The sequence below is a fragment of the Corallococcus sp. EGB genome (genome assembly GCF_019968905.1).
Classification (GTDB): Bacteria; Myxococcota; Myxococcia; order Myxococcales; family Myxococcaceae; genus Corallococcus.
Map to the genome: position 1 here is coordinate 4,581,759 of NZ_CP079946.1, position 15,332 is coordinate 4,597,090.

Below are 15,332 nucleotides of genomic sequence, written 5' to 3' on the forward strand. Positions count from 1 at the left end.
GCGTGCGTTGGAACTGGGTGGGGCTCTTGGCCATGGTGGTCGCGTGCGCGGGAGCGCCGCTTCCAGTGATGGAGAATCAGGGCCCGGCGAAGGACGTGACGTGGGTGTTCCGGGTCGTGGATCCGCAAGGGCATCCTGTCACGGGCGCACGGGTGAATGTCTGGCGCGCGGATCAGACGCCTGCATCCGAGCAGCCCGGCACGACGGACGCGCAGGGGACAGGACGCCTTCACCTGAAGCCGGGCCAGTACAGCGCGAAGGTCCAGGCGCCTGGCTTCGTGACTGCATTCCACGAAGACATCCGGATTCCACCGGAATCAACTCCGCGGCTCGATCTGCCGCTGGTTCGCTCCGTGCCCCCTCTGGAAGGGTGGTGGATGGGGAAGGGAAGCCCGTGCCGGGCGTCCGGATCCGGTTCGCTTCTGCCAACCCCTCGGTCCCCTTTGTTCAAGCCGTCAGCGGCGCGCAGGGCCAGTTCACCTTCGAGGATGGGACCGGAACTGCTTCGTGCACTTCCCAGAGGACCGGCGCTGGATCTACTCGTGGCCCCGGCCCGCGCCGCCCGTCTTCTCTCTCCAGCCTGTGTCCCTCGCTCCCAGCCAACATGAACGCAGGGACTTCGTCCCAAGGCAGGGAGACGCCGCTCTCCAGGTCCACTTCCCGACGACTCGCGAGCGCTTGGAGACGTTCCTCGTTCCAGACACCGTCGGGACGCGCTACACGCTCTTCGCCATCGAGCCTCAACAGGACGGAGCGACCTCGGTCCTGCGCGTGCCCGTGGAGCTGAAGCAAGGCGAGACGAAGTCTCTCCAGCTCAGCTTCCCCACCGAGAGCGGAGGCACATGGCTCGTTCCCTGAAGCCCGCGCCTACGTCCCCGCCACTGGCAGCGTCACCATGAACGCCGCGCCGCCGCCGGGCGCGTCCTCCACCCAGACGCGGCCGCCGTGCGCTTCGAGAATCTGCTGCACGATGTAGAGCCCCAGTCCCAGGCCCCCCGTGCGCGCGGAGCCCTGCACCTGGGCGAAGCGCTGGAAGATGCGCTCGCGTTCGGCCACGGGGACCCCGGGACCTCCGTCCCGCACCGTCAGCCGCAGCTGACCGTCCTGCTGGCGCAGCGTCACGTGCACCGGTGTGCCCTGGCCGTAGCGCAGGGCATTGGACAGGAGGTTGCTCACCACCTGCTCCATCCGGATGCGGTCGAACCGGCACGGCGCCGGCCCCTCCACGCGCGCGTCCAGCTCCACCGCGGCCTGCTTCGCCTCGTCGCTGAAGCGCGCCACCAGGTCCTGCACCAGCGGCGCCAGGTCTCCGCTCTCCAACTCGAAGTCCAGCTTGCCCGTGCGGATGCGGCTCACGTCCAGCAGGTTGTCCAGGAGCGACGCCAGCCGCTTGAGCTGCCGGTCCGCCGCGTCCAGCCGCACCTTCACCTTGTCCGAGCCCACGGGCTCCGGGCCCTTTCCCTCGGACATGCGACGCAGCAGGTCCACCTGCAGCCGCAGCGACGTGAGCGGTGTGCGCAGCTCGTGGCTCGCCACCGACAGGAAGTCGTCGCGCGTGCGCACCGCCTCCTGCAACGCCTCCTCGGTCTCCTTCAGCGCGGTGATGTCCAGGATGGCCCCGCGCACCACCATCACCTTGCCCTGCGCGTCGCGGATGACGCGCGAGCGGCTGTTGAGCCAGTGCCACGTGCCGTCCGGCCAGTGCGTGCGGAACGTGGACGCGTACGACAGCACGTCGTTGTGGAAGATGGACGACACCTGCGCTTCCACCGCAGGCCGGTCATCCGGATGCAGCGACGCCAGGAACCGCTCGTGCGTCCACTCCGCCAGCGGCTGCGGGTAGCCGTAGAGCCGGTCGTGCCCCTCCGAGCGGAACACCTGCCCGGTGACGAGGTTCGTCTCCCAGACCGCCATCTGCGCGGACTCCAGCGCCACCTGGAAGCGCTCGCCCAGCTGGCGGAAGCGCTCCTCGGTGCGCGCGACCTCGGACTCCGCGCGCTGACGGCGGGTGATGTCCGTGGCCAGCACCCACGTCTCCCCGCCCACCGGCCGGACGGACAGCTCCAGCCACACGCCCGACGGCAGCTCCGCCAGGAACCGCGCCGGCTCGCGCGTGGTGAGCGCGTCCAGGATGCGCTCGTGCAACGTCGTGCCGGCCAGCATCGGCTGCGCCGCCCACGGCGTCATGCCCTCGCAGGAGCCATACGGCAGGCCCAGGAGCGACGCGGCACGGTGGTTGAGCTCATGGATGGTTCCCTGCGCATCGAGCGCGAGGAACGCCTCGGCCATCATCTCCCGCAACACCTGCAGGCGGGTCTGCGCGGACATGCTGGCCTCGTCGGCCGGAGCGGCGGGCTGGTTCGCGTCCTTCGGCGTGCGCGAGGCCGCCGGGCCCGGTGAGGACGCATCGTCCTGGGACGCGTGACGAACAGGTTCGAATGGACCACCGGGGAGGGGACTCATCGGGTTTACACGCTCCCGCACGGCCCCCGCGCCCGTCAAGCGAGCACACAGGCCGCCCAGGCCGTCTGTCAGCCCAGCGGATCCGTGAGGGGTTCAGGCATGACCCACAGCTCCGTGGGACGCGCGTAGGCCTGGTCGAACGCGAAGAGGATGCCGTTCCACCGGTCCCAGAAGTCCGCCCAGCTGTACTCGGTCGGAGGGGAGGTGAGCGGGTTGCCGTCACGGTCTGGCTGGGCATACGCAAAGTCCGCGTAGGTCCACCGCACCGTGCCGAAGTCCGTCATCAGGAACGGCGTGAGCGCCTGGAGGACGGCCGCGCGGGAGATCTCGTCGGCGGGCGCGCCCGCGGGCGTGAAGACGGCCTGGGCCTGATCAAACTGTTCGCGCCACGCGACGAAGTTGGTGCCCATGGCGATGAGCGCGTCGCGCCGCGCGGGCGTGGGCGCGAGCCGGGCGTCCTCGTAGAGCGCGAACGCGGCGATGAGCAGGCTCTTCCAGTGCATGCCGGGGAAGAGCACGTCCATGCGCGTGGGGCGCGGCGAGTCCTCCGCGTGCGCGACGGCCCAGGCATACGCCTGCTGCGCCTCCGCGTTGTATGCGTCCACGAGGGTGAACTCGGAGAGCACGCGCGCGGGAGTGATGGGCCCGGTGGCGCCGGCGCGCCAGCCCAGGTACAGGCGCGCCGAACCACCGATGTCGTTGAAGATGGCGAGGTTGCCCTCGTGGAGCGTGCGCTCCAGCGTGATGACGATGGTCTCCACCTTGTCGAGCGGCGTCGCGCCCGGGGCGCTCCAGTACATCGCGCCCATGCGCGACGCGGTGGTCGTCAGCGTGCGCGGATCGCCGAGGGCCGCGACGTTGAGCGAGCTGGTCAGCACGCTGAGCGCCGCGGCCGCGTCCACGGTCAGGCCCTGCGCGATGAGCTGGAGGGACAGGTCCTGCACCCGCAGCCGCACCACGTCGCCCAGCCCCAGCCGGTTCAGCGCGCCCGTCAGCGACACCGAGGGCTGCCCCCGAGCGGCGTTGATGAAGTGCCGGGCGAGCGCCGCGCAGTACATGCCCTTGCCGCCGGCCTGGGACGCGTGCGGCGCGAAGGTGAACCAGTTGGGACGCGCACTGCTGGTGCTACCGGGTTGCAACGTGGGGTCGATGATGCCGCCCAGCTCATACGCGATGTCGATGTAACCCAGCGTGATGGTGCGGTTGTCCTCCAGCGGTGTGGGCGCGGACTGCGCTCGGGCGGAGGCGGAGGTCAGGACAAGGAACGCGCCGAGCAGCGCGACGGTGAAATGGCGCACGTCGGTGCGAGCAGGAATCTCCACGGTGAATGTCCAGGGTGTTGGGGGGATGCGCCAAGCTAGGCAGTGGTAGCGCCAGGCCAAACCCCAGGCCGCGTCGGAGAATTCATGCAACGTTGAATGGATGACCCTTGTGGATCCGCCGCGCATGACTGACGCGTGGGGTCAGCTTCCAACTCCCGCGAGTGTGCCGGTCTTCCGGGGAAGTCGTCGGCGGCGCAGGACTTCGGCCCCGGCGAGTCCCACGCAGGTCGCGGCGAAGAGCCAGAGGCCCGGGAGCACGCCGGGGGCCCGGTAGCGCAGTTCGACGCGGTGGGGTCCCCGGGGCGTGGGCACGGCACGCACCGCCACGTTCGCGGGCAGCAGAGGCGTAAGCGCCCCGTCGAGGAACGCCGTCCAGCCGGGCTGCCACGCGTCGTTGATCAGCAGCACCGCGTCCTCGGAGGCCTCCACGTTCACGACGAGGTGTTCGGGCGCGTCCACTTCCACGCGGAGCGGGCCTGCCAGGGGCGCGTCACTGGCGGGCGCGAGGGCCACGTCGCCACACTCCACCGCGGCTTTGCGAGCGCGCAAGGACGCGTCGCGCAGAAACCCGAGTGCCGCCACCGCGTCCGGGACGCATCGGGGCTTCGCCAACGACACGCGCGGGCGGGCGTCCGGGTGTTCCACCAGGAGCAACTCGAAGACGGAGTCCCTGGCCACGAGGGTGCCGGGCTTGTGCTTGAGGGCATCGTAGTCCGCCGGCGTGTAGACGCTGAAACGCACGCCGAAGACGGGCAACAGCTCCGTGAAGAGGCCGGGGGTGTCGTCCTGGAGGTGCAGCAGCCGGGGGCTGGCCGCGGGGAGGTAGGCCTCCGCGGTGCCTACGCCCCACAGCGCGGGACTGTCCGGCGCCAGCATGGCCCGCGACATGAGCGCGACGCTGTCCTGGTACTCGAAGCCTTCGAAGCGCGGCAGGCGGTAGCGCTGGACGCGCGAGGTGACGCGAGGAACGGTGTCGCCGGTGCGAGCGGCCCAGGCCTTCACGGTCTCGATGAAGGGCGGTGGCGTATCGAGCAGCTCCTCGGAGCCGATGATGTAGAGCGGCTCATTCGCGGTGAACGCCGCGCCCAGCTGCAACGCCATCATCATGGCCATGCGCGCGCGGGACTCCGCGAGGCCTGGCAGCACGAGCGCGCAACCGACCGCGATCCCCGCCGCGATGAAGCCCGCGGTGCTGAACGCATGGGAGACGGTGTCCAACGTCTCAGCGGGGACTTGAGGCCAGCGGGTGAGCACGAACGCGTGCGACCACGCGCCCATCATGCGTTCGGCGATCGCCACGAGAGCGAGGAGCGCGGCCAGGACTCCGGCCGCGCGAGCCGTCCAGCGCAGACGCTCCGGTGAGGCCACGATGGCCTTCCACCCGAACCCCGCCAGCAGCGCGAGGCTCAGCGACAGATGCACGACGAGCTTCTCCGGATAGCGGAACGGCCGCCACAGCGGCAGCACGCGATAGAGCAGCGCGTAGAAGGGCAGGGCGGAACCCAGCGCCAGCGCGAGCAGCGCGGTCCACGCCGCTCCGAACGGAGCCCAGCGGCGGGAGGGAATGAAGCGCAGCCCCGCCACGGCGAGCACGAACACGGGCACGCCGATGAACAGCGACTCCGACCACAGCGTGGAGAAGCCGCCGGTGTGAAGCAGCGCTTTGACGAGCGCCTCCGGTGCGGCGCGCTCGACGGTGGGGTTCGCCAGGAACGGTCCGAGCAGTAGCTCCGGCAGTCGCAGCGGATCCACCGACCAGCGCAGCGCGTCCTCGACGGAGCTCGCGCCAGGCGCGCCGCCCGCGAACACGGCCACGCCCGCGAACAACTGCGGAGCGGCCATCCCCGCGCCCAGGGCCACGAGCACCAGCCCCCGTCGCACGAGCCCCGCGCGAGGTCCGGCCTCCGTCAGCGCAAGCAGCAGCACGAACGCGTTCGCGAACGCATAGGCCCAGGTATCTCCGGCCAGGAGCACGCCGCCCAGGCCGAGCGCGGCGACGGCGGCACGCGCAGGCGTGGCGTCACGAAGGAAGCGGATCGCCGCCCAGAGACAGAAGGGCAGGGTGGCGCCCGCCATCAGGTACGCGAGGCTGCTGGTGAGGCTCACCATGTAGCCGCTGAACGCGAACGCGAGCCCCGCGAAGAACGCACCGGCCCGGGGGACCGCGTACAGGCGCAGCAGCGCATACGTGCCGAGCAGCGCGAGCGGCGGGCACAGCAGCACGGAGACCTTCATCGCCGCGCCGGTGGACAGCACCAGTCCCAGCCACTGCGATGGGTGGAACGCCGCGGACAGCATCATCCCGGGAAAGGACTGCCCCAGACCGTCGAAGGGATACCAGCCCGGGAACTCGCCACCGGACACGCGCTGCGCCCAGTAGCGGCGCAGCGGGGCGTAGACGAGCAGCATGTCTCGTCCGGCGAAGACCTGCGCGCTGAAGACGGCCCGGTGGAAGAACAGGCACGTGAGCGCGAGCGCCGCGCCCACGACGGTCCACGCCGCGCGCGGACCCGGGACTCGTGGCTCGGCGCGCTCGGAGGATGCAGGGGGCTCCATCGGGGCGCGGATTGTTCCCGGTCGCGGGTGTTCCCGTCCAGCGTGGGAACACCGCCGTGCGAGGGGGCGCTCCCGCGAGACAGGAACGACGCCTCATGCTCCCTTCGCGGGGGCGAAGTACGAGCAGAACGGCGCCACGTCCCGGTAGCCCATGCGGCGGTAGACGGGCGCGCCGGCCTCCGTGGCATGGAGCACCGTGCGCTCCAGGCCCCACGCGTGCTTCGCCTCCTCCAGCGCGCGCCGGAGCACCGTCTCCGCGGCGCTCTTGCGACGGTGCTCCGCGAGCGTCGCCACGAGCGCGATGTATGCAATGCCGTCCACACGCAGCGCCACCGTGCTCGTCGACGGAACGCCGTCGTGGCAGCCGACGAAGGCCCGGCTCTCGGGGCCGAAGATGCCGGGAGCGGCCAGGGCTTCACGTCCCAGCGCCTGGGGCGTGTCGTAGCTGGCGGCGTTCACGTCCGCGACGGCGTTGTATCCCCAGGTGTCCCGCACCGGCCGGACGTCGAGCGGCGGCAGGGGGCGCACCGGCTCCAGCAGCCGGTCCGCCACCATGCCGGTCGTGGTCATCCCCGGCTTGAGCCCTCGCGTGGCGAGCAGTGCATCCGTGCGCTCCCGCAGCCCTGGTGCCAGCCACTCCGGCGTCAACGTGAAGGCCCACCCGTGGGGCCCCCGCGCGAAGTAGCTCGCGGCCGAGTCCACCGCACGCATCAGCTCCGCCTCCGTCTCCGCCGGCCGGTTGAGGAACGCCATGTTCATCAGCGACCACGTCACGTGGCCCGCGGTGATGAACACGTCCGCCCGCTCCACGACCTCTCCATGGGGCAGGCCCAGCGTCATCAGCCTCCAGGCGCCACGGAACTGCGCATGCGACTCGTCGATCTCGGCTCGGGACACGGGCGTGCCTCCAGATGGGGTCAAGAAGTAGGATTCTCCGCAATCGCGGACGCTCGCGTCTATGTGCGAGCAGGGAGGGGGCCTGCTAAAGCGAGGGCTCGATCCGGGCGTGAGGAGCGGTCGCGATGAATCCCATGGAAGGGCAGCCCTGGCAGACGACGTGCCGGGTATGTGGCAGGCAGACCTGCCCGAAACCGGAGGCGGTGGCCTCATGGATGCGGACGATGCTGGACCGCGTGCACGGCGCGCAGATGCGCGGCGCGGGCCGCCGCGGCCTGCGCGAAGCGCTCGCGATGGAGGGGGTGCTCATCACCACGCACCTGGAGGTGTGGTCGCGGGCGCTCGAGGGCGTGTGCCCGGACTGCATCGCGGAGGTGGCTCCGGAGACGGACGCGAAGCTCCAGGATCCAGAAGCCATGCACGAAGCGGCGCTGGAGCGCTGGCGCACCTCCGCGCCGGAGCTGGTCAGCGACGCGGTGGAGTCCGCGGTGGATGACGTGCTCCAGGCGGCGCGCGAAGCCGCCACGCGCAACAAGCCGCCGCCCTCCGAGTGACGTTCAGGCCCCGAGTTCCTGATCCAGAGCATCGAGCAACGCCGACGCCACCTCGGGCGTGGGCATCCCCGCCTCCGTGACGAGCGTCGCGTAGGGCTGCACCGCGACCTCCGCGCGCAGCAGGGCCCCGCGCAGCGCATCCTGCTCCGTGGCGGACAGCCGCGCGCGCCCACTGGTCGATGTCCCACGACAGGCCCGCGTGGCGCGGCTTGTCCTCGGCGATGCGGACCTGGGACGCCGGTGTTCACGCGCGACTCCTGAGGTTCGCGCGCAATTTTCACCAAGTCGTTCGTCCGCCCCGGGCCCTATGAGTCTTCGCGTTTCGCGACCCGTCCGCGATGACAGGAGACTTCCCGTGCAGCGAGTTCCATCCAGAATCCTCCGGTTCGGTGCGCCGATGGCCGTGGGAATGGCGTTGTCCCTGGGGGCGGGCAGCGCCTCCGCTTCGGACCACCTCGATACGCCTACGGTCATCGAGGATCCCTCGGCGGACATCGCCGACCTCTTCGCCTGGATGTCGCCCGATGGTCAGCGGCTGAACCTGGCCATGACCGTGGTCGCGCACCGGTTCTCGGACCAGCTCCAGTACGTGTTCCATGTCAGCAGCGGGAAGCGCTTCGGAGAGACCACTGCTGACCTGTCCATCCAGTGCCGCTTCGATGCAGCGAACACCGCGGAGTGCTGGGCCGGTGACGTCGACCATGTCCGTGGAGATGCGAGCCGCGTGGCGGGAATCGAAGGGCGTCAGAAGCGCTTCCGCGTGTTCGCGGGACTGCGCGACGACCCCTTCTTCAACAATGTGAAGGGCACCCGCGCCGCCCTGGACGTGGCGAAGGCCGCGCTCCAGGGCGGCGCGCCCGTGGATGCCGCCCGATGCCCCCGCTTCGACGCGGCGACCACGCGGTCCATCCTCGAGCAGTGGCGCCAGACCCAGGGCGGGCCGGGAAAGAACTTCCTGGCGGGCTGGTCGTCTTCGGCGCTGGTGGTCTCCATCGACCGTGACGCCGTCGGCAAGGCAGGGCCGTACCTCGCGGTGTGGGCAGGGATCTACAAGAGCAACCCGGACGCACGGAAGGGGACCTCGGCTCGGCCGAAGCTCGGTGCGCCGGTGGATCGCATCGGGCGGCCGCTGACGGGCAATGCGTTGATCGGTCCGCTGGAGCCGGATGACGTGAGCGACCGGCGCAAGGAGGAATACAACCGCGCGGCTCCCGCGGACTGGGCTGGATTCGCACCGGACCTGCAGCGCACGCTCGGGCTCTACGACGGGCTGGATGGAACGTGTGGGAACCAGTGGCTCGCCAATGCGGGTGGCGAACCCGCGCAGCGATATCAGCGCCTCGCGAAGCTGCTCGCGGACGACCGGCTGTGGATCAACAGCCGGGCCACTGTGTGCAAGCAGTACCTCTCTGTCGAACTGGCAGAGCTTTCGACTCCGGGGAAGCCGGGCACCGACTGCGGCGGCAGGACGCCCCTCGAAGACTCGAACGACGTGTTCCGGTCGCTCCTCGCTCTCGGCGCGACGTCCGGTATCGATGACGGAGTGAAGGAGGACGACCATGTCCATTCCCTGTCCGACTTCCCGTTCCTGGCGGCCCCATGAGACCGAGTGAATCCTGGAGCACGTGGCTGGCAGTCGCGGTCATGGTCTGCGGCGGAGCCACCGCCGCGTGGGGAGAGGCTCCGCGGTACGTCACGACCACGGGGGCCCTGGCGATCGAGAACCTCGACCACCGCATCGCGCTCCAACGCGCGGACGCGGGCGTCGGGGAGCTGCTGCTCCTGCGGGCGCGATTCCTGAGCGACTACGACGCACTGGACCGCGCGAGCACGCTCGCGGAAGAACGTTCGAGGACGGCGGGTGACCTCCTGGAGCGTGCGCGCGCACGCTCGGCGGTCCACCGGTTCGCGGAGGCGCTCACGGACCTGGACGCAGCCGGAAAGGATGACGAAGCGAGCAGCGATCTGCGTGCTTCGATCCTCGTCGCGACCGGACACGCGAGCGAAGCGATCTCCCGGCTCGAGGCAAGGGTGGCGCAGCGTCCCGGCTACGCGTCGCGGAGCGCACTCGCGGGCGCCTACGCGGCGGTGGGCCGCTTCACCGACGCGGACCGGCTGTATTCCGAAGCGCTCGCGGACCTCGACACCACTTCACCGTTTCCCTACGCCTGGATCTACTTCGCGCGCGGCGTGATGTGGGCCGAACAGGCTGGAGACCCCGCACGCGCCGAGCCGCTCTATGCCCGGGCGCTCGCCCATCTCCCCGAGTTCGCGATGGCGAACGTGCACCTCGCCGAGCTCGAGGCCGCGCGTGGCGACGTGGCGTCCGCGATGACACGGCTCGAACGCGTCGTCGCTTCGACGCACGAGCCCGAGGCCCTGGCACTCCTGGGAACGCTGCACCTTCGCACCGGTGCACCGGTGCGCGGCCGGAGCGAAATCACCGCCGCGCGCGAGCGCTTCGAAGCGCTCCTGGTCCGCCAACCGCTGGCCTTCGCGGACCACGCCGCGAGGTTCTACCTGGGGCCGGGCGCGGACCCGGAGCGGGCCTGGGTGCTGGCGCAACAGAGCCTGGAGGGCCGTCAAACCGCCAGCGCCTTCACCCTGGCCATCGAGGCCGCGCGTGCGACGGGACGCGAGTGCGAGGCCTGCGTGCTCGTCGAAGCGAGCCGGGCCCGGGGCTTGCCAGTCCCCGGGGACGGATGCCCGTAGCGCGCTGCCTCAGGCCGACTGGGGCGCGCGGAACAAGGGCGCACCCAGCGCCGCACCGTTGACGCCGCCATCGACGAACAGATCCTGCCCGTTCACGTAGGACGCTTCGTCGGATGCGAGAAACAGCACCGTCCTGGCGATCTCCTCCGGCTTGCCGATGCGCCCCAGGGGGATGGTGGCGGACATGCGGCGCTCCAGCTTCGCGAAGGACTCCGGCGTGGGCGCGTCCTTCTCCCAGATGGGCGTGTTCGTCGCGCCAGGGGACACGACGTTGACGCGGATGCCCTGTGGCGCGAGCTCCGCCGCGAGCACGCTCGCCATCGCCTTCAGCGCGCCCTTGCTCGCCGCGTATGCGGAGTAGCCCGGCATCCCCAACTCGCTGTGCACGGAGCTGGTGAGGATGACCGACGCGCCGGGCTTCAGGTGCGCGGCCGCGGCCTGCACCGTGAAGAACACCCCGGTGACGTTGGTCTGGAGCACGGACGTGAACGCCTCATGCGACGTCCTGCCCACGGGCGTCCGTTCCGCGATGCCGGCGTTGGCGAACACGATGTCCAATCCGCCGAAGCGCTCCACCGTCGCCGCCACCGCGCGCTCCAGGGCGGATGGCTCCGTGGCGTCCGCCTGCACCGCCAGCACGTTCGCGCCCAGCTTCTTCACCACCGCGTCCAGCGTCTCCCGGTTGCGGCCGGTGATGGCCACCCGCGCCCCCTCCGCCACGAACAGCCGCGCCGTCGCCAGCCCGATGCCACTGTTACCGCCCGTGATCAGCGCCGTCTTTCCCTTGAGCCGCATCCGCCTGCCTCCGCGTTTTTGGTTTCATGATGAAACCAATCGCCGGATGAATAAAAACCCTGGTTTCGTTATGCAACCAGTTGTGGATGAGCCCGAGGAAGGAGGCGGCGGTGAAGCGGACGAGCATGGAAGGGGTGATGTGCCCGGTGGCCCGGTCGCTGGACGTCATCGGGGACTGGTGGTCGCTGCTCATCGTGCGGGATGCGCAGTACGGCCTGCGCCGCTTCGGTGAGTTCCAGAAGAGCCTGGGCGTGGCGAAGAACATCCTGGCCCAGCGCCTGCGGCACCTGGTGGACCACGGCATCCTCGAAACGCAGCCGGCCTCCGACGGCAGCGCCTGGCAGGAGTACGTGCTGACGGAGAAGGGCCAGAGCCTCTTTCCCATCCTGGTCGCGCTGGGGCAGTGGGGGCAGGAGCACTGTTTCCAGGCGGGCGAACCCCGCACGCGGGTGCTCGACAAGGCGCACGGAAAGCCGGTGAAGCCGCTGGAGGTGCGCGCGGCGGACGGCCGGGTGCTGACGCTGAAGGACGTGCGCCTGGAGCGGCCGCCCTCACAAGGGTAGCGCCACCCGGAGCCGGGCTGGTTAGGGTGTGCCCATGACGCGCCCTGCATCGGATTCGTGGTCACTGCCCTGGATGGGGCTGGGGCTGAGCAGCAACCTGAGCGCCTCGGACGTGCCGCAGCCGTACCGGTTGCTCGATGCCTCGCCCGGCCTCTTCGACTTCGTGGAGTACAGCGCGCCCATCGCGCTGGAGGAGGCGAAGGCCCAGGCCACGCTCTTTCCGGAGATGTGGCGCCGGCGCTCGGAGGTGCCGGTCCTCTTCCATCCCGTGCACCTGAACCTGTGGGGGCCGGAGCTGGAGCCCGCGTCCGCGCTCGCGCAGCTGGACGCGCACGCGCGCGCGGTGGGCAGCCCGTGGGTGGGCAACGACGTGGGCTGGTGGCACGCGGGCGGTCAGCCCTTCCCGGGCTACCTCTATGTCACGCCGCCGTTCAACGAAGCGGGCGTGCGGGACAGCGCGGCGCACGCGCTCCACATCCAGGCGGGCTTGAGCGTCCCGCTGGTGATTGAGAACCCCGCGGTGCTCGCCACGCGCGGTGGGATGCACGCGCTGGACTTCATGGCGAAGCTGCACGCGCGCACGGGCCTGCCGCTGCTCCTGGACCTGGGCCACCTCTTCAGCCACCAGCTCTCCGCGGGCCTGCCCCTGCGCACGGGGCTGGATGGCTTCCCGCTGGATCAGGTCGTGGAGCTCCACATCGCGGGCGGCGTGGTGACACGCAGGGGAGGGCGGACCTTCTACGTGGATGATCACACGCAGCCCGTGCGCGAGGAGCTGTTCGAACTGCTGGCGGAGGTCCTCCCGCGCTGCCCGCGCCTGCGCGCCGTCACCTTCGAGGGCGATGGCCATCCGCCGGAGGTCGCGCTCGCGTCGCTGCGGAGGCTGCGCGCGCTTGTGACAGGAGCGTCACGGCCCGCCATCGACGTCCCCGCGTCGCGCGCGCCCGTGCCCGCGCTCACCGGGGACAGCCGCCCATGGGCGCTCTTCGACGCAGGGCACGGCGTCACGCCGGCCGCGGAGGACGAGGACCCCGAGGGCACGCGCGCGGACCGGGACTTCCGCCTGGCGGTGGTGGCGGAGCAGCTGGACAAGGAGTGGCCCCTCACGCGCCTGCTGCTCGCGGCGACGCCGGAGGGGCTGGAGTCCTTCACCCGCTCGCGCGAGTACCGAGGGCTCTTCGACGGGCTGGGCAGGTCGCTGTCCCACGCCTTCGCGTCCTGGGCCCGCAAGCGCGTGATGGCCTCGCCGTCGGACGGGGTGGCCGCCGCGCTGTCCCTGGAGATGATGCTGCCGCACGCCTTCCTCCAGGAGCCTCCGGCCCCCGCGCCGGGCCAGGTGGCGCTGGCCGAGGACGTCCGGCTGGGCTCGTTCCCCGCGGACCTGACGGAGCTCGTCTTCGCCGCACGGGCGTTGCGGCGGCACCTCACCGGCCGCGCATGGGCCTGTGGGGCGCTGGAGGTGTCCGGCCTGGAGGCCCTGGCGCAGGTGGCGGCCCGGCCGGGACCCGGCCCCTGGCGCTTCGCCATCCGCCGCAAGGCCCCGGGCTTCGAGGTCCTGACGCTCCCGCCGGAGGTGGCCGAGGGGCTTCGGGGGCTCGCGGACGGCCCGCTCCCGGCGGAGTCCCTGCCCGGATGGCTGCTCGCGGAAGGGCAGGCGCGCGGTCTCTTGCGGCGGGCATAAGGGGCGGCAGTGTCCGTAGGTGAACGGACCCTTGCGCCCACCTGTCTGGTGGGGTAGTGCCCGCCGCATGTCGTCACCCCTCGTCGTTGGCATCGCGGGCGGCACCGCGTCCGGCAAGACCACGGTGGCCCGCAAGGTGCGTGAGGCCCTTGCCGACTGCCGGGTCGCCTTCATTGATCAGGATTCGTACTACCGGGACCTGAAGGACATGTCCCTCGAAGAGCGGCGGGAGGTGAACTTCGACCATCCCGACGCCTTCGACACGGAGCTGTTGGTCAGCCACCTGCGCGCGCTCAAGCAGGGCCACGCCATCCAGAAGCCCGTCTACGACTTCGTCACGTCCGGCCGTCAGCCGCACACGCACCGCGTGGACCCCGGGGACATCATCCTCATCGAGGGCATCCTCGTGCTCCACATGAAGGAGGTGCGCGACGAGATGGACGTGAAGATCTACGTCGACGCGGACGACGACCTGCGCATCCTTCGCCGCCTCACCCGCGACATCAAGGACCGCGGCCGCGACTTCGACCACGTGGTGGGCCAGTACCTGCGCCACGTGCGCCCCATGCACATGGGCTTCGTGGAGCCGTCCAAGCACCACGCGGACATCATCATCCCGCACGGCGGCAACAACGACATCGCCATCGGGATGCTGGTGGGCGCGCTCCGGGCGCGGCTCGCCACGCAGCATCAGGCCCAGCGCTAGCCACGCAGCCAGCGCAGGAAGTCCTGCACCGGCCCCTTGAGCCGGTGCGCGTCCGACAGCAGGGTGCCGTGATCCCCCGGCCCCTGCAGCTCCACGAACCGCGCCTGCACCCCCGCCGCCGTCAGCTGGTGGTAGGTGTCCCGCACGCGGCCCGCCGGGGCCAACGCGTCCGTCGAGCCCACGAGCAGGAGCACCCGCGCGCGGATCTTCGGGAACGTCTCCGTCAGGTCGCAGCCCGCGTACGCGGAGCACAGCAGCGACCACGCCACCGGATCGAACGTGTCCGCGAATGACGCGGCCTCCGCCTCCAGCGCCGCCTGCGCCGCCGCGCTGTCCGGATACGCGCTGGCCAGGTGGTCGCGCCCGTAGAGCAGCTTGAGGTAGTCCAGCCGCAGCCGCGCCAGCGTCCGGTTCGGCGCGCGCTCGCGCAGGGGCGGGGTGTCCTCGTTGTCGGGCGCCATGCGCAGCACCTGCGACGTGAGCCCCAGCTTCTCGCGCAGCCCCTCCGGCAGCGCCCGCGCCGCGCCCAGCACCACCACGCCGTCGGTCAGCTCCGGGAACAGCGCCGCGAGCCGCAGCGCCACCAGCCCTCCCAGGCCCACGCCCACCAGGGCCCGCACGCGCGTGAGCTCCATGGAGCGCAGGAGCGCGGACACGCCTCGCGCCATGTCCAGCACGGTGAGCGGCGGGAGCGTCGCGCCCCACGGCGCGCCGGTGTGCGGATCCGGCGTCAGCGGCGACGTGGAGCCGAACGGGCTGCCCAGCAGGTTGGGCACGATGACCGGCGTCACCTCCGGATCCAGCGCCTTGCCCGGGCCGATCAGCTCGCGCCCCCAGCCCGAAGGTTCGTACGCACCGTTCACTTCCGTGCGCAGCGCTTGATGGGAGTGCGACAGGTCGTGCAGCACCACCACCGCTTTGCCGTCTGACGGTTTCCCATGGGCCTGCCAGGCGATCTGGGGACTTCCCAGCAGCTCCCCTTCCTCCAGCGGAAGGGGCACGGTGAACAGTTGGATTCCCTCGGCCTGGGGCACGATGATGGGGCTCATATCATTGCCTGCCCGTACGCACAGGAGCCTGTCG

14 protein-coding genes are annotated in these 15,332 nt (G+C 70.9%); 8 read left to right on the forward strand and 6 right to left on the reverse strand.

All coding sequences use genetic code 11. From position 1 onward, the window contains the following. The first annotated feature begins 68 nt into the window (after positions 1-68). Together KYK13_RS19150 and KYK13_RS19155 are read left to right on the forward strand one after the other, a co-directional pair. The gene (locus KYK13_RS19150; protein ID WP_223646661.1) at positions 69-608 is read left to right on the forward strand and encodes a carboxypeptidase-like regulatory domain-containing protein; all 540 of its coding nucleotides are present in this window, start codon (positions 69-71) and stop codon (positions 606-608) included. 70 nt (positions 609-678) lie between these two features. Continuing rightward, entirely contained in the window at positions 679-858 is a 180-nt protein-coding gene (locus tag KYK13_RS19155) for a hypothetical protein (RefSeq protein WP_223646229.1), read from the forward strand. Positions 859-867: 9 nt separating this feature from the next. Here KYK13_RS19155 and KYK13_RS19160 read toward each other — a convergent pair whose 3' ends face one another. The 4 genes from KYK13_RS19160 to KYK13_RS19175 form a co-directional block, all read right to left on the reverse strand. Then, on the reverse strand, positions 868-2,328 hold the full coding sequence (locus KYK13_RS19160) for an ATP-binding protein (protein ID WP_223646231.1): 1,461 nt from the start codon (positions 2,326-2,328) through the stop codon (positions 868-870). A gap of 203 nt (positions 2,329-2,531) precedes the next feature. Beyond that, complete coding sequence (locus KYK13_RS19165) at positions 2,532-3,785, reverse strand: hypothetical protein (RefSeq protein ID WP_223646233.1); 1,254 nt, start codon at positions 3,783-3,785, stop codon at positions 2,532-2,534. A gap of 141 nt (positions 3,786-3,926) precedes the next feature. Continuing rightward, complete coding sequence (locus tag KYK13_RS19170; RefSeq protein ID WP_223646235.1) at positions 3,927-6,341, reverse strand: YfhO family protein; 2,415 nt, start codon at positions 6,339-6,341, stop codon at positions 3,927-3,929. A gap of 93 nt (positions 6,342-6,434) precedes the next feature. Next, positions 6,435-7,238, reverse strand: a complete 804-nt coding sequence (locus KYK13_RS19175; RefSeq protein ID WP_223646237.1) for a GNAT family N-acetyltransferase — start codon at positions 7,236-7,238, stop codon at positions 6,435-6,437. A gap of 215 nt (positions 7,239-7,453) precedes the next feature. Here KYK13_RS19175 and KYK13_RS19180 point away from each other — a divergent pair, with 215 nt between their 5' ends. The 3 genes from KYK13_RS19180 (at position 7,454) to KYK13_RS19190 (ending at position 10,504) form a co-directional block, all read left to right on the forward strand. Continuing rightward, positions 7,454-7,792 (forward strand): hypothetical protein, encoded by a 339-nt coding sequence (locus KYK13_RS19180; protein ID WP_223646246.1) that lies wholly within the window; start codon positions 7,454-7,456, stop codon positions 7,790-7,792. A gap of 409 nt (positions 7,793-8,201) precedes the next feature. After that, positions 8,202-9,395, forward strand: coding sequence for a DUF4331 family protein (locus KYK13_RS19185; protein ID WP_223646248.1), 1,194 nt, complete (start codon positions 8,202-8,204; stop codon positions 9,393-9,395). Further along, complete coding sequence (locus KYK13_RS19190) at positions 9,392-10,504, forward strand: tetratricopeptide repeat protein (protein WP_223646250.1); 1,113 nt, start codon at positions 9,392-9,394, stop codon at positions 10,502-10,504. The genes KYK13_RS19185 and KYK13_RS19190 overlap by 4 nt, the downstream gene beginning before the upstream one ends. Before the next feature lie 9 nt (positions 10,505-10,513). Here the strand turns inward: KYK13_RS19190 and KYK13_RS19195 are convergent, their stop codons facing one another. Beyond that, entirely contained in the window at positions 10,514-11,299 is a 786-nt protein-coding gene (locus tag KYK13_RS19195; protein WP_223646252.1) for an SDR family NAD(P)-dependent oxidoreductase, read from the reverse strand. Between the two features lie 86 nt (positions 11,300-11,385). Between KYK13_RS19195 and KYK13_RS19200 the strand changes: the two genes are divergently transcribed. The 3 genes from KYK13_RS19200 to udk all read left to right on the forward strand — a co-directional run bounded on the left by KYK13_RS19200 (position 11,386) and on the right by udk (position 14,249). Further along, the gene (locus KYK13_RS19200; protein ID WP_223646254.1) at positions 11,386-11,862 is read left to right on the forward strand and encodes a helix-turn-helix domain-containing protein; all 477 of its coding nucleotides are present in this window, start codon (positions 11,386-11,388) and stop codon (positions 11,860-11,862) included. A 34-nt stretch (positions 11,863-11,896) separates the two neighbouring features. Then, a complete protein-coding gene (locus KYK13_RS19205) occupies positions 11,897-13,543 on the forward strand; it encodes a DUF692 family multinuclear iron-containing protein (RefSeq protein ID WP_223646256.1) in 1,647 nt (548 codons plus the stop codon). 67 nt (positions 13,544-13,610) lie between these two features. Continuing rightward, the gene (udk, locus tag KYK13_RS19210; protein ID WP_223646258.1) at positions 13,611-14,249 is read left to right on the forward strand and encodes a uridine kinase; all 639 of its coding nucleotides are present in this window, start codon (positions 13,611-13,613) and stop codon (positions 14,247-14,249) included. Here udk and KYK13_RS19215 read toward each other — a convergent pair. Beyond that, positions 14,246-15,298 carry an alpha/beta fold hydrolase gene (locus KYK13_RS19215; protein ID WP_223646260.1) on the reverse strand — a complete coding sequence of 351 codons (1,053 nt, stop codon included), beginning with the start codon at positions 15,296-15,298 and terminating at the stop codon, positions 14,246-14,248. The two genes, udk and KYK13_RS19215, sit on opposite strands and share 4 nt — an antisense overlap. Positions 15,299-15,332: the final 34 nt, after the last annotated feature.